Here is a 22484-nt window from a genome sequence, read left to right on the forward strand (position 1 = left end):
CTACGAAAAAGGGTGGCAAAAGCCACCCTTTTTTAACCCTCTTTCACCTGCCCCCGCGTGACCGGCACCGGCAACCAGGCGCGTATGCTCAAACCACCCCGCTCGCTGGTACCAATCTCCAGCAACCCGTTATGGTTATCCACAATACGCTGCACAATCGCCAGGCCTAAGCCTGTACCGCTGGTGCTACGCGCGCTGTCGCCGCGCACAAACGGCTGGAACAGATGCTTACGCTGCTCGGGCTTAATCCCCGGGCCATCGTCTTCCACCTGGAACCAGGCGCGGTTGAGTTCAGACCCGCTGCTGACCTTAATCCAGCCATTGCCGTAGCGCGCCGCGTTGACCACCATGTTCGCCACCGCGCGCTTAATGGAGAGCGGGTGCATGCGCACCTGAATTTCGCCCGCCTGAAGGTCAGTATCAATTTCACGTTCATAGCCACTTTCCGCAGCCACCACTTCGCCCAGCACCGCGTTCAGATCGGCCATCTCCATCGGCATCTCCTGCCCGGTGCGCAGGTAGTCAATAAACTGCTCGATGATGGCGTTACACTCTTCGATGTCCTTGTTAATGGACTCGGCAAGGTAACCGTCCTCTTCCCCCATCATCTCCGTCGCCAGGCGAATACGCGTGAGCGGCGTGCGCAGGTCATGGCTAACCCCCGCCATCAGCAGCGTACGGTCATCCGCCAGCTGCTTCACACCTGCCGCCATATGGTTAAACGCACGCGTTACCGAACGGACCTCCGAGGCGCCATACTCGCGCAGCGGAGGAGGTATAATCCCTTTACCGACCTGCAGCGCAGCGTGCTCCAGGTCGACCAGCGGTCGGTTCTGTATACGAATAAACAGCCAGGCACCGCCTATCGCCAGCAGCATAATCGCCAGGGTATAGCGGAACAGCGGCGAGAAATCGCCCTGATGGATTTCGGTCAGCGGAACCCGCACCCAGATGTTGGGTGACAGCCAGGTTTTCAGCCAGACGACAGGCGAGCTTTTGTTTACCTCAACGCGCACTTCCGTTGGGCCGCCCAGCTGCTGCGCCATCTGCTGGCTGAGAAATTCGTAGTGCTGCGCCCAGCGCAGGCCCGCGTCTTCTGCCGCTTCGTTGGAGTAGAGCGAAATGCCCAGCTCACGGTAGATTTCACGACGAAACGCCGGGGGAACAACCAGCTGCGTGCCGTCTTCCAGCTGCAGCTTATCGGTCATCAGCATACGGACTTCGTATGCCAGGACCTTATTAAACTGCTGGAGGCTCGGCAGAATCGCAAAGTTCAACACGACCAGGTAGGTCGTCACCAGGCTGACGAACAGCAAGGTGACGATCAGTAACAGGGTACGGGCAAACGAGCTTCGCGGCGAGAAGCGCATTCGCCTCATGCTTTAGAGCCGTCCGGGACGAATACGTAGCCCAGACCCCAAACGGTCTGAATATAACGAGGATGCGCCGGATCTTCTTCCACCATGCGGCGCAGACGGGAGATCTGCACGTCGATGGAGCGCTCCATTGCGGAATATTCGCGGCCACGCGCCAGATTCATCAGCTTGTCACGGGAAAGCGGTTCACGCGGGTGGCTGACCAGCGCCTTCAGTACCGCAAACTCGCCGCTGGTGAGCGGCATAGGCTCGTCTTCACGGAACATCTCGCGGGTGCCGAGATTCAGCTTGAACTTACCGAATGCGATAACGGCTTCTTCCTGCGACGGTGCGCCAGGCAGTTCGTTCGCCTGACGACGCAGCACGGCGCGAATACGCGCCAGCAGTTCACGCGGGTTAAACGGTTTTGGAATGTAGTCATCCGCGCCGATTTCGAGGCCAACGATACGGTCAACTTCCTCGCCCTTCGCCGTCACCATGATGATCGGCATCGGGTTGCTCTGGCTGCGCAGACGGCGACAGATAGAGAGCCCGTCTTCGCCAGGCAGCATCAGGTCGAGAACCATCAGGTGGAAAGATTCACGGGTCAGCAGACGGTCCATCTGCTCAGCGTTCGCGACGCTACGAACCTGGAAGCCCTGCTCGGTCAGATAACGCTCCAGCAGCGCACGCAGGCGCATGTCGTCATCCACGACCAGAATTTTGTAGTTCTCTTGCATTGTGTGTACTCCCAAAGGTTCGGATAGTCTAATAACAGCGTATTCTAAAAAAGTGCACGTGTTCGACCAGCTAATTCTGGTATAAATTCTAGTCGAAATTGTTACAAAGCATATTTAACAGCAGCTTATCTGCACATTTCATCACATAAATCATTATTAACGCTGTCTGTTACGCTATGTGATACGTAATGTGCGCAAGGTTTGCAATGATGTCGAGTCTGAAGGTCACCCAATGAAAACGCCCCTGATCACCCGCGAAGGGTACGAAAAACTCAAAAAAGAGATGGATTACCTGTGGCGCGAAGAGCGTCCTGAAGTGACCAAAAAGGTTACCTGGGCGGCAAGCCTGGGCGATCGCAGCGAAAATGCTGACTACCAGTACAACAAAAAGCGGCTGCGTGAGATTGACCGCCGGGTACGCTATCTGACCAAATGTCTTGAGAACCTTAAAATTGTCGATTACTCCCCGCAGCAGGAGGGTAAAGTGTTCTTCGGCGCGTGGGTTGAGATTGAAAACGACAACGGCGACACCCTGCGTTTTCGCATTGTCGGCTACGATGAAATTTTTGGCCGTAAGGATTACATCTCCATTGACTCCCCGATGGCCCGCGCGCTGCTGAAAAAGGAAGTGGGCGACCTGGCCGTCGTTCAGACCCCTTCCGGTGAAGCCAGCTGGTACGTGAACGAAATCGAGTACGTTAAATAGTCCGAGAGCGCCCTCCCCGGCTGGCATTTTGCCGTGTCAGCCCGTATAACTATCCCCTGATTTTTTCGACTCAACAGATGATAAAGCCATGATGAAAGATTCGCTCTGCCGCATTATTGCGGGTGATATTCAGGCCAGAGCCGAACAGGTAGAAGCTGCCGTTCGCCTGCTTGATGAAGGGAACACCGTGCCGTTTATTGCGCGCTATCGTAAGGAAGTCACCGGCGGTCTGGATGACACGCAGCTGCGTAACCTGGAGACCCGTCTGGGTTATCTGCGCGAGCTGGAAGAACGTCGTCAGGCGATCCTCAAATCCATCGGCGAACAGGGCAAGCTGACCGGCGAGCTGGAAAGCGCCATTAACGGCACCCTGAGCAAAACCGAACTCGAAGACCTCTATCTGCCATACAAGCCGAAGCGCCGCACGCGCGGGCAGATTGCGATTGAAGCGGGTCTTGAGCCGCTGGCAGACCTGCTGTGGAACGCGCCGTCACACGATCCGGAAACCGAAGCGGCGAAATTTATCGACGCTGACAAAGGCGTTGCGGACACCAAGGCCGCACTCGATGGCGCACGCTACATTCTGATGGAGCGCTTCGCCGAAGACGCTGCCCTGCTCGCCAAAGTGCGTGATTACCTGTGGAAGAACGCACACATCGTCTCTACCGTCGTTGCGGGCAAAGAGGAAGAGGGCGCGAAATTCCGCGACTACTTCGATCACCACGAACCGATTTCTACCACCCCTTCTCACCGCGCACTCGCGATGTTCCGAGGCCGCAACGAAGGCGTGCTGCAGCTCTCCCTGAACGCCGACCCGCAGTTTGACGAGCCGCCGAAAGAGAGCCACTGCGAGCAGATCATCATCGACCATCTTGGCCTGCGCCTGAACAACGCCCCGGCAGACAGCTGGCGCAAAGGCGTGGTGAGCTGGACCTGGCGCATCAAGGTGCTGATGCACCTGGAAACCGAGCTGATGGGCACCGTGCGCGAGCGCGCTGAAGATGAAGCGATTAACGTCTTCGCCCGTAACCTGCACGATCTGCTGATGGCCGCCCCTGCCGGCCTGCGCGCCACCATGGGTCTCGATCCGGGCCTGCGCACCGGCGTGAAGGTGGCCGTGGTTGACGGCACCGGCAAGCTGGTGGCTACCGACACCATCTATCCGCACACCGGACAGGCAGCGAAAGCGGCCGTCGTGGTGGCCGCGCTGTGCGAGAAGTACAACGTGGAGCTGGTCGCCATCGGCAACGGTACGGCGTCCCGCGAAACCGAACGTTTCTACCTCGACGTGCAGAAGCAGTTCCCGAAAGTGACGGCGCAGAAAGTGATCGTCAGCGAAGCGGGGGCGTCCGTCTATTCCGCGTCAGAGCTGGCGGCGCAGGAGTTCCCGGACCTGGACGTTTCCCTGCGCGGTGCGGTCTCTATCGCTCGCCGCCTGCAGGATCCGCTGGCGGAACTGGTGAAGATCGACCCGAAATCCATCGGTGTGGGCCAGTATCAGCACGACGTGAGCCAGACTCAGCTGGCGCGCAAGCTGGATGCGGTCGTGGAAGACTGCGTAAACGCCGTCGGCGTTGACCTGAACACCGCTTCCGTTCCTCTGCTGACCCGCGTGGCGGGCTTAACGCGCATGATGGCGCAGAACATCGTCGCCTGGCGCGATGAGAACGGCCAGTTCCAGAACCGCCAGCAGCTGCTGAAGGTAAGCCGTCTCGGACCAAAAGCGTTTGAGCAGTGCGCGGGTTTCCTGCGCATCAACCACGGTGATAACCCGCTGGATGCCTCCACCGTTCACCCGGAAGCGTACCCGGTGGTAGAACGCATTCTGGCCGCCACCCAGCAGGCGCTGAAAGACCTGATGGGCGACAACAGCGCCCTGCGCAACCTGAAAGCCGTGGATTTCACCGACGATAAATTTGGCGTGCCAACCGTCACCGACATTATCAAAGAGCTGGAAAAACCGGGCCGCGATCCGCGTCCTGAGTTCAAAACGGCGACCTTTGCCGACGGCATCGAAACCATGAACGATCTGCTGCCGGGCATGGTGCTGGAAGGCGCGGTAACGAACGTTACCAACTTTGGCGCGTTTGTGGATATCGGCGTGCATCAGGATGGCCTGGTGCATATCTCATCCCTTGCCGACAAGTTCGTTGAAGACCCACACACCGTGGTCAAAGCGGGCGACATCGTGAAGGTTAAAGTGCTGGAAGTGGATCTGCAGCGCAAGCGTATCGCCCTGACCATGCGTCTGGACGAGCAGCCAGGCGACACCAACGCGCGCCGTGGCGGCAATGGCGGTGGCCGCGAGCAGCAGCGCCCGGCCGCTAAAGCCGCGAAACCGCGCGGACGCGATGCCCAGCCAGCAGGCAACAGCGCGATGATGGATGCGCTGGCGGCAGCGATGGGTAAGAAACGCTAAACCCTCACCCTAACCCTCTCCCCACAGGGGAGAGGGAATATTATTGTGCCGTAATATATGAAACCGATTGCACAGCCATATTTAAACCACTAATTATCACCCCGTTAACAAATAATCCCCTTTTCGTTTTCCCTTCATTTCAGCAAATATTGAGCAAGGTCAAACAGGCCGTAAATTAATACCGCAAACAACATTCCGTCACAGTTTTAATATTGCTGATAAAAACTATTCTCATTATCATCCCATAGTAGATAATTTAACCTTTCGTGGAATCAGGCATTATGCAATTCACTCCAGACAGTGCATGGAAGATTACCGGTTTTACCCGCGAAATTAGCCCTGCCTATCGGCAGAAGCTGCTGTCACTGGGCATGCTGCCCGGCTCGTCATTTCAGGTGGTACGCGTGGCGCCGCTCGGCGATCCGGTTCATATCGAAACCCGCCGCGTGAATCTGGTACTGCGTAAGAAAGACCTCGCATTAATTGAAGTCGAAGCCTTATCCCGATAACAAGCCAGCGGTTTCAGTGAGTCTAAAAAAATGAAAAAGTTAACTATTGGCTTAATTGGCAATCCTAATTCCGGCAAGACCACGCTTTTTAACCAGCTGACGGGGGCCCGCCAGCGCGTAGGTAACTGGGCCGGCGTAACGGTCGAGCGTAAAGAAGGCCAGTTCACGACGACCGACAACCAGGTCACGCTGGTTGACCTCCCCGGCACCTATTCCTTAACCACCATTTCGTCGCAAACCTCGCTCGATGAGCAAATTGCCTGTCACTATATTCTTGGCGGCGACGCGGACCTGCTGATCAACGTGGTCGATGCTTCCAACCTCGAGCGTAACCTTTATCTGACGCTGCAGCTGCTGGAGCTGGGGATCCCCTGCATCGTGGCGCTCAACATGCTCGACATTGCGGAGAAACAAAAGCTGCGCATCGACGTCGATGCCCTCTCCGCGCGCCTCGGGTGCCCGGTCGTTCCGCTGGTCTCGACGCGCGCTCGCGGGATTGATGCGCTGAAGCTGGCCATCGATCGCCACGCGGGCAATCGCGACGTTGAGCTGGTGCATTATGCGAAGCCCCTCCTGCGCGAAGCCAATATGCTGGCGCAGGAGATGGACAACAGCATGCCTGCGAAACAGCGTTTGTGGCTCGGTCTGCAGATGCTGGAAGGCGATATCTATAGCCGCGCTTACGCCGGGCATGCAGCTGATAAACTGGACGTAACGATAGCCCGCCTTCGCGACGAGCTGGACGACCCGGCGCTGCACATCGCCGATGCGCGCTACCAGGCCATCGCCTCGATCTGCGACGTGGTCAGTAACGCCCTCACGGCAGAACCCAGCCGCTTTACGGCTGCGGTGGATAAGGTCGTGCTTAACCGCTTCCTCGGCCTGCCCGTCTTCCTGCTGGTAATGTACGTGATGTTCCTGCTCGCCATTAACATCGGTGGCGCACTCCAGCCCATTTTCGATGCCGGTTCCGTGGCGGTCTTCGTGCACGGAATTCAGTGGGTGGGTTACACCCTGCACTTCCCGGAATGGCTAACCATCTTCCTCGCACAGGGGCTCGGCGGCGGTATCAACACCGTTCTGCCGCTGGTGCCGCAGATCGGCATGATGTATCTGTTCCTCTCGTTCCTGGAAGACTCCGGCTACATGGCGCGCGCCGCGTTCGTGATGGACCGTCTGATGCAGGCGCTGGGCCTGCCGGGTAAATCCTTCGTCCCGCTGATTGTCGGCTTCGGCTGTAACGTCCCGTCGGTGATGGGCGCACGCACGCTTGATGCGCCGCGCGAGCGTCTGATGACCATCATGATGGCGCCATTTATGTCCTGCGGCGCCCGTCTGGCGATCTTTGCCGTCTTTGCCGCCGCTTTCTTTGGTCAGCAGGGCGCGCTGGCGGTCTTCTCGCTGTATGTGCTGGGCATCGTGATGGCGATCCTGACCGGCTTAATGCTGAAACACACGATCATGCGCGGTGAAGCCTCGCCGTTTGTGATGGAGCTGCCGGTGTATCACGTGCCGCACCTGAAAAGCCTGGTGATCCAGACCTGGCAGCGCCTGAAAGGCTTTGTGCTGCGCGCCGGTAAGGTGATTGTCATCGTCAGTATTTTCCTGAGCGCGCTGAACAGCTTCACCCTCAGCGGGCAGGCGGCAGATAACATCAACAACTCGGCCCTTGCCTCCGTCAGCCGCGTCATCACCCCGGTCTTCAAACCGATTGGCGTGCATGAGGATAACTGGCAGGCAACCGTCGGGCTGTTCACCGGCGCGATGGCGAAAGAGGTGGTTGTCGGCACTCTGAACACGCTCTACACCGCAGAGAACATTCAGGAGCAGGAATTTAATCCGGCAGAGTTTCATCTCGGTCATGAACTGCTGGGTGCCGTAGAGGAAACCTGGCAGAGCCTGAAGGACACCTTCAGCCTGAGCGTGCTGGCCAACCCGATTGAAGCCAGCAAAGGCGACGGTGAAATGGCGACGGGTGCCATGGGTGTGATGAGCGAGAAATTTGGCAGCGCGTCCGCGGCCTATAGCTACCTCATCTTTGTTCTGCTCTACATTCCGTGCATCTCAGTGATGGGGGCGATTGCCCGCGAGTCCAGCCGCGGCTGGATGGGCTTCTCCATCCTGTGGGGGTTAAACATTGCGTACTCGCTGGCGACGCTCTTCTATCAGACCGTTAACTTCAGCCAGCACCCGCGCTACAGCCTGGTCTGCATCCTCGCGGTGGTTCTGTTTAACGCGATCGTTCTCGGCCTGCTGCGGCGCGCGCGCAGCCGCGTCGATATCGACCTGCTGGCTAATCGTAAAACCGCCGCGACCTGCTGCAGCAGCCCGGCGGGCGACTGTCACTGAGGAGCACGCAATGGCATCGTTGATTCAGGTTCGTGACCTGCTGGCGCTACAGGGGCGGATGGAGGCCAAACAATTAAGCCTCACCCTGCATACGCCGCAGCCGATGATCGATGCCATGCTGGAAAGGCTTGAAGCGATGGGGAAAGCCGTGCGGATTCAGGAAGACGCGGACGGTTGCCTCTCCGGCAGTTGTAAAAGCTGTCCGGAAGGCAAAGCCTGCCTCAGGGAGTGGTGGTCACTGCGCTAATAAAGCCGGGCACTGATGCCCGGCTTTATCGTATTACTTATACACGTCCGCCGTTGCGCGCACGTTTTTGGTCTGCTTTTCAGCACTGGTAACAACGTAGTACGTCCCACCCAGCTCATCCGCTTTCTTCGACAGCTCTGCTCTTGCATCCATCGGCGCGGTGGTGTCAGACGTAGAAATCTCACCAACTGTGGTCAGATTCATTCCTGCAACTTTATCTTTTTCCAACTCTTTTGCCGCAAAGGCGCCAAATGAAAGTGACCCAATAACCAGAGAAGTGACAATACCTGTAACAAGTTTCATAGCCTGACTCTCCATAGGATTGTTGTTTTGATTATCGTAGGCAGAACAACCGCAACGACAACTGGAGTATGGTTGCGGTGTGTTACTTTTTCCAGGCTGGATGGAAAATAATCAGTCGAAACGTTGACTTAACGCAATGAGCGCTGAACAAAACTTCGCCGGATGAGAGATAAACGGGGCATGCGCGGCTTTGGCAATGACCTGCGATTTGCTGTCCGGCCAGAGCGCATCCAGGAGCGGCACCACTTTGCGCGGCACAAGGCCGTCGAGGTAGCCATAGATGCGCAGGTGCGGCACTGCCAGCGAGGCCAGCGGCTCGCGCAGGTCAACGGTTTTCAGGATCTCCAGCCCGCCGTTAAGCACCTCTACGTCCGGCATCGGCAGGGAAAGCACGGTCTGCTTCAGCGTTCTCGCATCCTGACGCGCGGTTTCCGTGCCCATCGTCTGCAGGGCGAGGAAGCGCTCTACGGTCCGCTGGAAATCCTCGCTCAGCTGCTGCTGGAAGCTCGCCAGCACGTCAGGCTTTATGCCCGGCCACGCCTCTTGCGCGCTAAAACATGGCGATGACGCCACGGTCACCAGCGCCTTCACGCGTTCGGGCTGCGACAGCGCAATCTGGCTCGCCACCAGCCCGCCCAGGCTCCAGCCGAGCCAGATGGCGTTTTGTGGCGCTGCGTCCAGAACCTGTTGCGCCATCTCATCAAGCGACATCGCCCCAAAACCGCGGCTGCGGCCAAAACCGGGTAAGTCCACCAGATGCAGCGTGAAATGCGAGGCAAGTTCCTCACTTATGCAATGCCATACTTCTGCATTCAGGCCCCATCCGTGCAGCAGCACAAGATGGCAATTTCCTGTCCCTGCAGTCTGCCACCACAGCGTCTTCATCAGTTACTGTTCTCTTTTTTCACATGGAGGTTGCACATGCTAACAGTGCCCGGCGCGTGCTGGCTATGCCAAATGCCGCTTGCACTCAGCGGATGGGGCATCTGCTCCGTCTGCACGCGATCGCTGGAAGGGCGAATCGCGACCTGCCCACAGTGTGGTTTACCGGCCACGAACCCCGTTCTGCCCTGCGGCCGTTGCCTGAAAAAATCCCCACCGTGGAGCGCGCTGGTGGCCGTGGATGATTATGTTCCGCCGCTGAGCAGGCTTATTCACGCGCTGAAATTTTCCGGCCAGAGTTCCCTGGCACAGCCCCTTGCCCGCCTGCTATTGCTGGCGGTTTTGCAGGCGCGTCGTCACCGGGGACTACCGAAAATCGACAGGGTGATGAATGTGCCCTTATACCGACGCCGACACTGGCGGCGCGGCTATAACCAGAGCGATCTGATCTGCCGCCCCCTCGCCCACTGGCTCGGCTGTCGGTATGACGCCAGCGCGCTTACGCGCGTCCACGCCACCGCCATTCAGCACCAGCTCAGCGCCCGGCTTCGCAAAAGAAACCTCAAAAATGCCTTTCGCCTTGAATTGCCGGTCGACGGTCTCCATATCGCGATTGTGGATGATGTCGTCACCACGGGCAGTACCGTTGCTGAACTTTCCCGACTGCTTTTGCGAAGCGGCGCCGCGTCGGTTCAGGTATGGTGTCTGTGCCGTACCTTGTAGCCCTTCTTCAATGGGCGTATGATTATACCCAGGTAATTTAGTCAACTATTAGGCCAAAGCTATGATCCGTATTTCCGATTCTGCACAAGCGCACTTTGCCAAACTGCTGGCAAATCAGGAAGAAGGGACGCAGATCCGCGTGTTTGTGATTAATCCAGGCACTCCGAATGCAGAATGTGGTGTTTCTTATTGTCCTCCGGACGCTGTGGAAGCCACCGACACTGCCCTTAAATTTGAACAGCTCACCGCCTACGTTGATGAGCTGAGCGCACCGTATCTTGAAGATGCGGAGATCGACTTCGTCACCGATCAGCTGGGTTCTCAGCTGACCCTGAAAGCGCCAAACGCGAAAATGCGTAAAGTGTCTGACGATGCCCCACTGATGGAGCGCGTTGAGTATCTGCTGCAATCCCAGATCAACCCGCAGCTGGCGGGACACGGCGGCCGTGTTTCCCTGATGGAAATCACGGAAGACGGTCTGGCGATCCTGCAGTTCGGCGGCGGTTGTAACGGCTGTTCCATGGTGGATGTGACCCTGAAAGAAGGGATCGAGAAGCAGCTGCTGAACGAATTCCCGGAACTGAAAGGCGTGCGCGACCTGACCGAACACCAGCGCGGCGAGCACTCTTACTACTAATTCAGTGCCCGTCTGTATTGCCCGGTGGCGCTGCGCTTACCGGGCCTACAAAACAGTTACTGCATCCGAATCGTAGGCCGGGTAAGGCGAAGCCGCCACCCGGCTTTTGTTTTCCCGCCGCTCCCCCTCTATATGTTGACCTGCGTCTCATAATTCAAATTTAGCCCCCCAGGGTGATTCTCAATCGCGTCATGTTACCCGTATCATTCTCGTGGGCACTCAGCATCCTTATAACAGCCGACTAAACTTAATGGTTTCGAAGGCACCAGTATGAGTGCCGTTAACGCTCTGTTCCCAGTTGGGACAATCGGAATTTGTCGTTGAAACAATGACGTTACCCATAACAATTCAAAGGCCAGGTAAATCATGCCATTAGTCATCGTTGCTATCGGTGTTGTGTTATTACTGCTCTTGATGATCCGTTTCAAAATGAACGGATTTATCGCTCTGGTTCTGGTGGCACTTGCAGTCGGTCTGATGCAAGGGATGCCGCTGGTTAAAGTTATCAGCTCGATTAAAGCCGGCGTCGGCGGCACGCTCGGCAGCCTGGCGTTGATCATGGGCTTCGGCGCTATGCTCGGCAAAATGCTGGCGGACTGCGGGGGGGCGCAGCGTATTGCCACCACGCTTATCGAAAAATTTGGCAAAAAGAACATTCAGTGGGCAGTGGTGTTAACCGGTTTTACCGTCGGTTTTGCGCTGTTCTATGAAGTGGGCTTCGTGCTGATGCTGCCGCTGGTGTTCACCATCGCCGCCGCGGCTAACATCCCGCTGCTGTTCGTCGGTGTGCCAATGGCTGCGGCGCTGTCCGTTACCCACGGCTTCCTGCCGCCGCACCCGGGCCCAACCGCTATCGCCACCATTTTCCACGCAGATATGGGTAAAACCCTGCTGTTCGGTACGATTCTGGCAATCCCAACGGTAATCCTGGCAGGCCCGGTCTATGCCCGCTTCCTGAAAGGCATTGATAAGCCGATTCCTGAAGGTCTGTACAGCGCGAAAACCTTCACCGAAGAAGAGATGCCTGGCTTTGGCGTCAGCGTCTGGACTTCTCTGGTACCGGTTATTCTGATGGCGATGCGCGCCGTGGCGGAGATGATCCTGCCTAAAGGTCATCCGTTCCTGTCAGTCGCCGAGTTCCTGGGTGACCCGGTTATGGCGACCCTGATTGCGGTCCTGATCGCGATGTTCACCTTCGGTCTGAACCGCGGTCGTTCAATGGATCAGATCAACGACACGCTGACCTCGTCCATCAAAATCATTGCCATGATGCTCCTGATCATCGGCGGCGGCGGTGCGTTCAAGCAGGTTCTGGTCGACAGCGGCGTGGACAAATACATCGCGGCCATGATGCACGAAACCAACGTGTCACCGCTCCTGATGGCCTGGTCTATCGCCGCGGTGCTGCGTATTGCGCTGGGCTCCGCGACCGTTGCGGCGATCACCGCAGGCGGCATCGTTGCCCCGCTGATTGCCACGACAGGCGTGAGCCCTGAGCTGATGGTTATCGCGGTGGGTTCCGGTAGCGTGATTTTCTCTCACGTAAACGATCCGGGCTTCTGGCTGTTCAAGGAGTACTTCAACCTGACCATCGGTGAAACCATCAAGTCGTGGTCCGCGCTGGAAACCATTATTTCGGTGTGCGGTCTGGTCGGGGTTCTGCTGTTGAATATGGTGGTTTGATGCCATAAGTCGGGTGGCGGCTTCGCCTTACCCGACCTACATGAGCGCTACCGGATAATAAAAAACCCGCCACTGGCGGGTTTTTTTATCACTTCTTCGCGGCTGCTTTTCGCCGCTTGTCCAAATCCTTAATCAGCCTGTTCACCCCGTCATCGGCAAACATCGTCTCAAGCGTGATGGACAGCTTGCGGCGCCAGTTCTTGTACTGATAGCTGGTGCCCGGGATGTTGACCGGTTCCGCCATATCAATCCAGTCTTCCGGCTGCAGGCCCAGCAGGGCACTGTTGCTGTCAGCAATGTAGCGCTGCAAACCACGGTTAAGCGTGGAGGTCATGGACATCAGCGACGCCTTATGCCCGGCACGTTTCGGCAGGCAGCCCTGCTTGTGCAGCGCATCCAGCAGCCCCTGTTTGGAGAGCTCACGATCCTGATACAGACCGCGCAGGACCTCTTCATCAGGATACAGGCCCAGCGTTTTGCCAAGGGTTAGATCGCCGCTTTCCCAATAGCCACGAAGCGTAGGAAGGTCATGCGTCGTCGCGACTGCCATTGACTGTTCAGGGTACGCTTTCGGCGCGCGGAAGGTTTTCTCATGGTCGTTTTCAAAATAGAGCACTTTATAGGAGTAAACGCCGCTGTCGCGGAGCTTGCTGACAATTTCCACCGGCACGGTGCCGAGATCTTCACCGATCACCATGCACTGATGACGCTTGCTTTCCAGCGCCAGGATCGACAGCAGATCGTCAACCGGATACTGCACGTACGCCCCGTGATCCGCCGTTTCACCGTACGGGATCCACCACAGGCGCAGCACGGACATCACGTGGTCAATACGCAGCGCGCCGCAGTTCTGCATGTTGGCGCGCAGCAGGTCGATAAACGGCTCGTACGCGCGCGCCGCCATCACGTGCGGATCCATCGGCGGCAGGCCCCAATTCTGGCCGAGCGGGCCCAGGATATCCGGCGGCGCGCCGACGGACGCCTTCAGGCAGTAGAGTTCACGGTCGCACCAGGTTTCCGCGCCGCCCTCGGCCACGCCGACGGCCAGGTCGCGATACAGGCCTACAGGCATCTTATAGCCCTGGCTCACCTGCCAGCAGGCGGCAAACTGGCTGTACGCCAGCCACTGCAGCCACAGGTAGAAGTCCACTTCATCCGCGTATTTTTTACAGAACGCTTTCACTTCCGGCGTGTCGACGGATTGATACGCTTCAGGCCAGACCGGCCAGCCCCAGCGCATTTCGTCCTCTTTCACCTGATACGCGTGCAGCGCATCAAATGCCGCCTGCCAGTACAGGCTCTCGCCCTCTTGCGTGACAAACTGGCGGAACGCGGCCATCTGCTCGTCATCGCGCTGCGAAAAGCCTTTCCACGCCAGGCGCAGCGCGGCCATTTTCAGCGCCGTGACGGTAGAATAGTCCACCCAGTCCGCGTCGCGCGCCTGCTTCAGCGCCTGCTGCGTGGTGCTGAGGTTCCACCACGCCTGTGCCTCTTTGCTGTTTGTGAAGTCGTCTAACGCATTAACGTCGATGTAAATCACGTTCAGCCAGCGGCGGGATGACGGGCTATACGGGCTGGCACTCTCCGGGTTAGCCGGATAAAGCGCGTGGATCGGATTGAGGCCGATAAACGCGCCGCCGCGCTCCCCCACAGAGGCCAGCATCTTTTTCAGATCGCCAAAATCACCAATGCCCCAGTTGCTTTCGGAACGCAGGGTGTAGAGCTGCACGCAGGCGCCCCACAGCTTTTTGCCCTCAAGCAACGCCTGCGGCTCATAGCAGCGTTTTGGCGCGACGATCACCCGGCAGTGAAAACGCTGATCATCCTGGGTGAGCGTTAAGGTGTGGTAGCCCTCCGGCAGCTTCGCCGGAAGGTTAAGGGTTTTGCCGCCGGTGGCGTGGCCTTTGTGCTGCTGGCCGTCTTCGGTGGTGAGCAGCCAGTTAAACTCGCCACGCCCTTCCACCGCCAGCGGCATCTTTTTACCCGAGGTGAAAACCTTCACGTTCGGGACCGGCGCAGCCGACGCTTTCGCGTCGGTTTTGTGCATGGCATCCAGCAAACGTCTTTTGGTGTCGGCGCCAATAGACTGCGGTTTGCCGTGAGCATTAATGTAACTGAGGCTGATCCCCGCCGCCTGCGCGGCGCTGTCCAGACGTTTACTCTCCATCGCGCTTCCTTAGCGTTTTGCCTGCCAGATACGGGCCTGATAATCACGGATTGAGCGGTCAGAGCTGAACATACCGCAGCGGGCAGTATTCAGAATGCACGCCCGGGTCCACGCTTCCTGGTCGCGATACAGCACGTCGACCTGTTTTTGCGCTTCAACGTAGGCCGTGAAATCGGCCATCACCAGATACGGGTCACCGCCGTGTTTGTCCATGCTGTGCAGCATCTGGTCAAACGCGTGCTTGTCGCCGTCGCTGTATTTACCGCTTTCCAGCTCTTTCAGTACCGCATCGAGCACTTTGTCTTTCTTACGCCATTTCACCGGATCGTAGCCTTTGGCCTTAATGGCTTTCACCTCTTCTACGGTGTGGCCGAAGATAAAGATATTCTCTTCACCCACCTTCTCGGCGATTTCGACGTTGGCCCCGTCGAGCGTGCCGACGGTCAGCGCGCCGTTCAGCGCCAGCTTCATGTTGCCGGTACCGGAGGCTTCTTTCCCTGCGGTCGAGATCTGCTCGGAGATATCCGCCGCCGGGATCAGCATTTCAGCCGCAGAGACGCAATAATCCGGCAGGAACACCACCTTCAGCTTGTCGCCTACTTTCGGATCATTGTTGATCGCCGCCGCCACTTTATTAATGGCGAGGATGATGTTTTTCGCCAGGTAGTAGCCCGGAGCCGCCTTCGCGCCGAACAGGAACACGCGCGGCACGCGGTCGGCCTGCGGATTCTCACGGATCTCTTTGTACAGTGCCAGAATGTGCAGCAGGTTCAGGTGCTGGCGTTTGTATTCGTGCAGGCGCTTGATCTGAATATCGAAGATCGCATTCGGGTTGATCTCAATCCCGGTACGCGCTTTCACAAACGCCGCCAGGTGAACTTTGTTTTCCCGTTTGATGGCGCGGTACTGCTCGCGGAACTTCGCGTCATCAGCGTATTTTTCCAGGTTGATCAGCTGGTCCAGATCGTTGGCCCACTCTTTATTTAGGGTTTTGTCCAGCAGACCGGCCAGCAGCGGGTTGCACTGCTTGATCCAGCGACGCGGCGTGATGCCGTTGGTCACGTTGTGGAATTTAGTCGGCCACAGCTGGTGGTATTCCGGGAAGAGATCTTTCACCACCAGGTCCGAGTGCAGCGCGGCCACGCCGTTAACGGCAAAGCCGCTGACAACGCACATGTTCGCCATGCGCACCTGCTTATCGTGCACCACCGCCAGCTTCGCCCAGACCGCTTTGTCGCCCGGCCAGGTTTTATCCACCAGTTTTTTAAACTGGTCGTTAATCTTGTTGACGATCTGCATGTGGCGCGGCAGCAGCGCTTTCACCAGCTTCTCATCCCAGCACTCCAGCGCTTCCGGCATCAGGGTGTGGTTGGTGTAGGCGAAGGTGCGGCTGGTGATGGCCCAGGCGTCATCCCAGCTCAGCTGATGCTCGTCGATCAGCACGCGCAGCAGCTCTGGGATGGCAATGGTCGGGTGCGTGTCGTTGAGCTGAATCACTTCGAAGTCCGGCAGCTGCGACAGCTTGCGGCCCGCCAGGTGATGGCGACGCAGAATGTCCGCCACGGAGCAGGCGCACTGGAAGTACTGCTGCATCAGACGCAGCTTTTTACCCGCCAGATGGTTGTCGTTCGGGTAGAGCACTTTGGTCAGCTTCTCGGCATCGATGCCCTGCTGCTCGGCGCGCAGGAAATCCCCGTCGTTGAATTTGGTCAGGTTAAAGGGATGCGCATGCTTCGCCTGCCACAGGCGCAGCGGCTGCGCCACGCCGTTACGGTAGCCGAGCACCGGCAGGTCCCAGGCTTCGCCGGTAATGGTGAACGCCGGTTCCCAGAGGCCCTGCTTCGTGACTTTTCCGCCAATGCCGACCTGCACATCCAGCTGCGCGTTATGGCGGAACCACGGGTAAGTGTTGCGATGCCAGTCGTCCGGCGCTTCCATCTGATGGCCATCGGCAAATGACTGACGGAACAGGCCGTACTGATAGTTCAGGCCATAGCCGATCGCCGACTGGCCGACGGTTGCCATGGAGTCAAGGAAACAGGCCGCCAGACGCCCCAGACCACCGTTGCCCAGCGCGGGGTCAATCTCTTCTTCCAGCAGGTCGGTCAGATTAATATCGTGCTCTTTCAGCACATCACCCACCTCCTGATACCAGCCGAGGTTCAACAGGTTGTTGCCCGTCAGACGGCCAATCAGGAACTCCATTGAAATGTAGTTTACATGGCGCTGGCCTTTTACCGGTTTTGCCAGAGGTTGAGCATCCAGCTGCTCTGCGAGCGCACCGCTCACTGCCTGCCACCACTGGTGAGGCGTCATTTCGTTTGCAGCATGAAGGCCAAAACGCTGCCACTGACGCGTCAGGGCAGCCTGGAATTGAGCTTTGTTGAAGGTAGGCTGTGACATAGGGGATCGGCATCCTTTAGAAAGAAAACACAAGTTGGCGCTAGTGTGCCTGGCTCATTTCACCTCTTCCTCCTCCCGCAGGGGATTAGACAGGGAGGAGTAGCGGGGATGAGCATAAAAGTGTGATCGAGGCCACTCTCAGAGCATAGTTCGAGTGTGCCCTGAAGATAAAAAAGTAACCGCGGAGAATGTCAAAGAAATGAAATGCGGTTTCGGGTGAAATTAAAACGCGCTGAAATGATTACTTACGTAGAATAATATTTCTGCAATCGGGTAATAACTAAGGAGATTATTAATCTCCCTTAACTTTACCCGGAGTATATTAAATTTGATGTCACTATCCCTTTCTGAAACCAGTTTCAGCGCAGCCGCAGCACAGCCATACAAGCCAGCATTGACGGGGCGTCAAAGACCTTTCCAGAAAGTTCCATCATCTGTCTGAATGTTTTGTGACAGAGTGCAAATTCAGAGCCACCAAATCCAGACATAACTTGCAATAGTTAACTTATTGGCCGACCTTATATCCATTAATTACGAAGCGCAAAAAAAATAAAATCTCTCGTTCCCCACAGTGAAGTGAAACCTATGTTGATTCCGTCTAAATTAAGTCGCCCGGTTCGCCTTGACCATACCGTGGTCCGCGAGCGTCTGTTGGCTAAACTTTCCGGCGCGCATAATTTCCGACTGGCGCTGGTTACGAGCCCTGCAGGTTATGGAAAAACAACGCTCATTTCGCAATGGGCCGCAGGTAAAAGCGATCTTGGCTGGTACTCCCTTGACGAGGGCGATAACCAGCAGGAGCGCTTTGCCAGCTATCTGATTGCCGCTATTCAGCAGGCAACCAATGGACACTGCGTCGCCAGTGAGGTGATGGTGCAAAAGCGCCAGTACGCCAGCCTGTCCTCCCTTTTCTCTCAGCTGTTTATCGAACTGGCCGAATGGCATCGCCCGCTGTACGTGGTGATTGATGATTACCATCTCATCACTAACCCGGTTATTCATGAATCGATGCGCTTCTTCCTGCGCCATCAGCCGGAAAACCTGACCTTAGTGGTGCTGTCCCGCAACCTGCCGCAGCTGGGCATTGCCAACCTGCGCGTGCGCGACCAGCTTCTTGAGGTGGGCAGCCAGCAGCTGGCCTTTACCCACCAGGAAGCGAAGCAGTTCTTTGACTGCCGCCTGACATCACCGATTGAGGCCGCCGAAAGCAGCCGCCTGTGCGATGACGTCGCCGGCTGGGCCACGGCACTGCAGCTCATCGCTCTTTCAGCCCGACAAAACAACAGCCCGGCGCATCAGTCTGCGCGTCGCCTGGCCGGCATCAACGCCAGCCACCTGTCGGATTACCTGGTGGATGAAGTACTGGACAGCGTCGATCCGTCGACCCGCAATTTCCTGCTGAAAAGCTCGCTGCTGCGCTCCATGAACGATGCGCTGATCGTGCGCGTGACGGGGTGTGAAAACGGTCAGCTGCAGCTCGAAGAGATTGAACGTCAGGGCCTCTTCCTGACGCGCATGGATGACCCGGGCGAGTGGTTTAGCTATCACCCGCTGTTTGGTAGCTTCCTGCGCCAGCGCTGTCAGTGGGAGCTGGCGGTTGAACTGCCGGAAATCCACCGCGCCGCCGCCGAAAGCTGGATGGCACAGGGCTTCCCGAGCGAGGCCATTCACCACGCGCTGGCCGCCGGCGACGCCAGCATGCTGCGCGATATCCTTCTCAACCACGCGTGGGGCCTGTTTAACCACAGCGAGCTGACCCTGCTTGAAGAGTCCCTCAAAGCGCTGCCGTGGGAAAGCCTGCTGGAGAACCCGCGCCTGGTCCTGCTTCAGGCCTGGCTCATGCAGAGCCAGCACCGCTACAGCGAAGTGAACACCCTGCTGGCCCGCGCGGAGCAGGAGATGGAAAGCAACATGGATACGCCCCTGCACGGTGAATTTAACGCCCTGCGGGCCCAGGTGGCGATTAACGACGGCGACCCGGACGAGGCTGAACGCCTGGCGATGGTCGCGCTGGATGAACTGCCGCTCGCCAACTTCTACAGCCGGATTGTTGCCACGTCGGTACACGGCGAAGTGCTGCACTGCAAAGGCGAGCTGACGCGCTCCCTGTCGCTGATGCAGCAAACCGAACAGATGGCGCGTCGCCATGATGTCTGGCACTACGCGCTGTGGAGCCTGATCCAGCAAAGCGAAATTTTGTTCGCTCAGGGCTTCCTGCAGGCCGCCTGGGAAAACCAGGAAAAGGCGTTCCAGCTGATTCGTGAACAGCATCTGGAACAGCTGCCGATGCACGAGTTCCTGCTGCGTATTCGCGCTCAGCTACTGTGGGCCTGGTCGCGTCTGGATGAAGCCGAAAGCTGCGCCCGTCAGGGTGTAAACGTCCTCTCCGGCTTCCAGCCGCAGCAGCAGCTACAGTGCCTGGCGCTGCTGGTGCAGTGCTCGCTGGCGCGCGGCGATCTCGATAACGCCCGCAACCATCTTAACCGCCTGGAAAACCTGCTCGGCAACGGTCAGTATCATAGCGACTGGGTCTCGAACGCCGATAAGGTCCGGGTGATTTACTGGCAGATGACCGGCGACAAAAAATCCGCCGCCAACTGGCTGCGTCAGACGCCAAAACCGGAGTTTGCCAACAACCACTTCCTGCAGAGCCAGTGGCGCAACATCGCCCGCGCGCAGATCCTGCTCGGTGATTTAGAGCCCGCAGAGATTGTGCTGGAAGAGCTGAACGAGAACGCGCGCAGCCTGCGCCTGATGAGCGACCTGAACCGCAACCTGCTGCTGCTTAACCAGCTTTACTGGCAGGCGGGCCGTAAAAACGACGCGCAGCGCGTGCTGCTGGAAGCGCTGCAGCTGGCTAACCGCACCGGGTTTATCAGCCACTTTGTGATTGAAGGTGAAGTGATGGCGCAGCAGCTGCGTCAGCTTATTCAGCTCAATACGCTGCCGGAACTGGATCAGCATCGCGCCCAGCGCATTCTGCGCGAGATTAACCAGCACCATCGCCACAAGTTTGCGCATTTCGATGAGAACTTCGTTGAACGTCTGCTGAACCACCCGGAAGTGCCGGAGCTTATCCGCACCAGCCCGCTCACCCAGCGCGAATGGCAGGTTCTGGGGCTGATCTATTCGGGCTACAGCAATGAGCAGATTGCCGGCGAGCTGGCGGTGGCGGCCACCACCATCAAAACGCATATCCGCAACCTGTATCAGAAGCTGGGCGTGGCGCATCGTCAGGATGCGGTGCAGCATGCGCAGCAGCTTTTGAAGATGATGGGGTACGGCGTGTAATTCATTGCCCGGCGGCGCTACGCTTGCACGGGCCTACGGGTTTTGTAGGTCGGGTAAGCGCAGCGCCACCCGACACAACCGTTAGCACAGTTCCAGCTGCAAATTATTATCTTTAATCACCTGCATAACGCCCGCCGGCGGCATCACGTCGGTATAGACCGCATCCACCATGCTGATGCTGCCCATGTTGACCATCGCGTTACGGCCAAACTTGGAATGGTCTACCACCAACATCACGTGGCGTGAGTTTTCAATAATCGCGCGCTTGGTGCGCACCTCGTGGTAATCAAACTCCAGCAGCGAGCCATCGCTGTCGATGCCGCTGATCCCCAGAATGCCGAAGTCGAGGCGGAACTGAGAAATGAAGTCGAGGGTCGCTTCGCCAATAATTCCGCCGTCGCGGCTGCGCAGTTCGCCGCCTGCGAGAATGATGCGGAAATCGTCTTTCTGCATCAGGGTGTTGGCCACGTTCAGGTTGTTGGTCACCACGCGCAGGTTCTCGTGATCCAGCAGCGCATGGGCGACCGCTTCCGGCGTGGTGCCGATATCAATAAACAGCGTCGCCCCGTTTGGGATCTGGCTGGCGACCTTGCGGGCGATGCGCTCTTTCTCTGCCGTCTGCGTGGCTTTACGGTCGTGCCAGGAAGTATTGACCGAGCTGGACGGCAGCGCCGCGCCGCCGTGGTGGCGCAGAATGCGGTTTTGATCGGCCAGGTCGTTCAGGTCACGACGGATGGTTTGCGGGCTGACGGCAAACTGCTCAACCAGCTCTTCGGTGCTGACGTATCCCTGTTTTTTTACCAGTTCGATGATGGCGTCATGGCGTTGTGTTTGTTTCATCAATTATCCCTGAGAATTATGTTCGTTTTCGCGCATGGAGCGTGTCGGCAAAGGCCATCGCCAGCCCGATGGCCAGCCCGGTGACGTGCGCACCATTGGCGATAGACATACCAAACAGATCAAACCATCCGGCAATCAGCCATATTAACGCAAAGGTTATTAATCCGCGCTGCAGATAGATGCCGCTTTCCGGGTCGCGTTCCCCGCGAAGCCAGACATAGCCCATCAGGGCATACACGACGCCGGACAACCCGCCAAACCACGGGCCGCTAAATTTGTGCTGCACGTAACCGCTCAGCAGGGCGCTAATAATGGTGATAACGATCAGCTTGCCGCTCCCCAGACGCTTCTCAACGGCGCCGCCGAGATACCACCACCAGAGCAGGTTAAAGAGGATATGCATCACCGAGAAGTGCATCAGCGCGTGGGTAAAGTAGCGCCAGACGTCAAACTCTAGAGACGGGTCATACGGCCACGCCAGGGCAATCAACACGCTCTGGTCGCCCACCACGTTCATAATAATAAAGACGATGATGCAGGCGGCCATCAGCAGCAGCGTAAACGGGCCCGCGCGCTCGCGGATGGTGGCAAGGAAAGGAAAACGGCTGTAGTGCAGCCCGGTGTCCGTCTGGCCGGACTGCCAGCTTGCCGCCAGATAGCGCGGGTCGCCGGGGTTCTCAAGAAAACGCGCCAGCTCCTCGTTTACCCGCCCGGCCTGGCTCTCGTCGGCCAGCCAGACGTCGGTCTGATGATGTTGCTGGATGGTCAGAATAACGCCCTGCGTCGCCATATAGTCGACAAACGCCTGGGCGACGCGCGGGTTGGTAAAAGAGGTGATCATCAACATGGGCAGCGGTCGCTTATTTCCACACAAAAGGGGACAGTATAGCGGGATCAGCGCTCAAAAGCGTATTCCACTTCTGCCGGGAAATGACGATGCCAGGCATCGAAACCGCCGTCGACGCTGTATACCGCGTCATAGCCCTGCTGAAGCAGATACTGCGCCGCGCCTTTGCTGCTGTTGCCGTGGTAGCACATGACCATCACCGGCGTCTCGAAGTCGTTATCGCGCATAAACGCGCCCAGCGTGTCGTTGGTGAGATGGAACGCGCCTGGCGTGTGACCCATCGCAAAACTCTGCGGGTCGCGGATGTCCACCAGCACCGCTTTTCCCTGGTGCATCTTCTGGTGGGCTTCTTCTACGTTAATACATTCAAACTGATCCATGGT

At 57.7% G+C, this 22484-nt stretch carries 18 protein-coding genes; 9 read left to right on the forward strand and 9 right to left on the reverse strand.

The genetic code is table 11. From position 1 onward, the window contains the following. Positions 1-32: 32 nt before the first annotated feature. Positions 33-1379: a two-component system sensor histidine kinase EnvZ gene (gene envZ / locus ACWHWP_RS22160; protein ID WP_029882169.1), complete on the reverse strand. Its 1347-nt coding sequence runs from the start codon at positions 1377-1379 to the stop codon at positions 33-35. After that, complete coding sequence (ompR, locus tag ACWHWP_RS22165; RefSeq protein WP_001157751.1) at positions 1376-2095, reverse strand: osmolarity response regulator transcription factor OmpR; 720 nt, start codon at positions 2093-2095, stop codon at positions 1376-1378. Before ompR ends, envZ begins: the two co-directional genes overlap by 4 nt. A 232-nt stretch (positions 2096-2327) precedes the next feature. On the opposite strand from ompR, the gene greB reads away from it, so the two are divergent. From greB to feoC, 5 genes are all read left to right on the forward strand, one after another. Then, positions 2328-2801, forward strand: a complete 474-nt coding sequence (gene greB, locus ACWHWP_RS22170; protein WP_059311227.1) for a transcription elongation factor GreB — start codon at positions 2328-2330, stop codon at positions 2799-2801. Positions 2802-2889: 88 nt separating this feature from the next. After that, on the forward strand, positions 2890-5220 hold the full coding sequence (locus ACWHWP_RS22175) for a Tex family protein (RefSeq protein ID WP_063958045.1): 2331 nt from the start codon (positions 2890-2892) through the stop codon (positions 5218-5220). Between the two features lie 281 nt (positions 5221-5501). After that, complete coding sequence (gene feoA / locus ACWHWP_RS22180) at positions 5502-5729, forward strand: ferrous iron transporter A (RefSeq protein WP_008503050.1); 228 nt, start codon at positions 5502-5504, stop codon at positions 5727-5729. Positions 5730-5759: 30 nt separating this feature from the next. Further along, entirely contained in the window at positions 5760-8078 is a 2319-nt protein-coding gene (gene feoB / locus ACWHWP_RS22185) for a Fe(2+) transporter permease subunit FeoB (protein ID WP_447856415.1), read from the forward strand. 10 nt (positions 8079-8088) lie between these two features. After that, positions 8089-8325, forward strand: coding sequence for a [Fe-S]-dependent transcriptional repressor FeoC (gene feoC, locus ACWHWP_RS22190; RefSeq protein ID WP_059311224.1), 237 nt, complete (start codon positions 8089-8091; stop codon positions 8323-8325). A 33-nt stretch (positions 8326-8358) separates the two neighbouring features. Here feoC and ACWHWP_RS22195 read toward each other — a convergent pair whose 3' ends face one another. Both ACWHWP_RS22195 and bioH read right to left on the reverse strand, forming a co-directional pair. Then, the gene (locus ACWHWP_RS22195; RefSeq protein WP_447856417.1) at positions 8359-8628 is read right to left on the reverse strand and encodes a YdgH/BhsA/McbA-like domain containing protein; all 270 of its coding nucleotides are present in this window, start codon (positions 8626-8628) and stop codon (positions 8359-8361) included. A 111-nt stretch (positions 8629-8739) separates the two neighbouring features. Continuing rightward, positions 8740-9513, reverse strand: coding sequence for a pimeloyl-ACP methyl ester esterase BioH (bioH, locus tag ACWHWP_RS22200; protein WP_447856419.1), 774 nt, complete (start codon positions 9511-9513; stop codon positions 8740-8742). A 36-nt stretch (positions 9514-9549) separates the two neighbouring features. Between bioH and gntX the strand changes: the two genes are divergently transcribed. The 3 genes from gntX (at position 9550) to gntT (ending at position 12553) form a co-directional block, all read left to right on the forward strand. Then, entirely contained in the window at positions 9550-10233 is a 684-nt protein-coding gene (gene gntX / locus ACWHWP_RS22205; protein WP_063431232.1) for a DNA utilization protein GntX, read from the forward strand. 61 nt (positions 10234-10294) lie between these two features. Beyond that, positions 10295-10870, forward strand: coding sequence for a Fe-S biogenesis protein NfuA (nfuA, locus tag ACWHWP_RS22210; RefSeq protein WP_003861601.1), 576 nt, complete (start codon positions 10295-10297; stop codon positions 10868-10870). A gap of 366 nt (positions 10871-11236) precedes the next feature. After that, positions 11237-12553, forward strand: coding sequence for a gluconate transporter (gene gntT / locus ACWHWP_RS22215; RefSeq protein WP_047345733.1), 1317 nt, complete (start codon positions 11237-11239; stop codon positions 12551-12553). A gap of 88 nt (positions 12554-12641) precedes the next feature. On the opposite strand, the gene malQ is transcribed toward gntT, so the two are convergent. Beyond that, a complete protein-coding gene (gene malQ, locus ACWHWP_RS22220; RefSeq protein WP_447856421.1) occupies positions 12642-14720 on the reverse strand; it encodes a 4-alpha-glucanotransferase in 2079 nt (692 codons plus the stop codon). A 9-nt stretch (positions 14721-14729) separates the two neighbouring features. Beyond that, positions 14730-17123, reverse strand: a complete 2394-nt coding sequence (gene malP / locus ACWHWP_RS22225; RefSeq protein ID WP_447856423.1) for a maltodextrin phosphorylase — start codon at positions 17121-17123, stop codon at positions 14730-14732. Positions 17124-17708: 585 nt separating this feature from the next. On the opposite strand from malP, the gene malT reads away from it, so the two are divergent. Further along, positions 17709-20414, forward strand: coding sequence for an HTH-type transcriptional regulator MalT (gene malT, locus ACWHWP_RS22230; RefSeq protein ID WP_047345730.1), 2706 nt, complete (start codon positions 17709-17711; stop codon positions 20412-20414). An 81-nt stretch (positions 20415-20495) separates the two neighbouring features. On the opposite strand, the gene ACWHWP_RS22235 is transcribed toward malT, so the two are convergent. From ACWHWP_RS22235 to glpE, 3 genes are read right to left on the reverse strand one after another with little or no spacing between them, the layout of a single operon-like run. After that, positions 20496-21254: a DeoR/GlpR family transcriptional regulator gene (locus ACWHWP_RS22235; RefSeq protein WP_008503060.1), complete on the reverse strand. Its 759-nt coding sequence runs from the start codon at positions 21252-21254 to the stop codon at positions 20496-20498. A 16-nt stretch (positions 21255-21270) separates the two neighbouring features. After that, positions 21271-22101, reverse strand: a complete 831-nt coding sequence (glpG, locus tag ACWHWP_RS22240; protein ID WP_447856425.1) for a rhomboid family intramembrane serine protease GlpG — start codon at positions 22099-22101, stop codon at positions 21271-21273. Positions 22102-22148: 47 nt separating this feature from the next. Continuing rightward, positions 22149-22481 (reverse strand): thiosulfate sulfurtransferase GlpE, encoded by a 333-nt coding sequence (gene glpE / locus ACWHWP_RS22245; RefSeq protein WP_006177908.1) that lies wholly within the window; start codon positions 22479-22481, stop codon positions 22149-22151. Positions 22482-22484 lie beyond the last annotated feature (3 nt).

It is taken from the genome of Enterobacter sp. WI-ESBL-E8, from assembly GCF_053364895.1.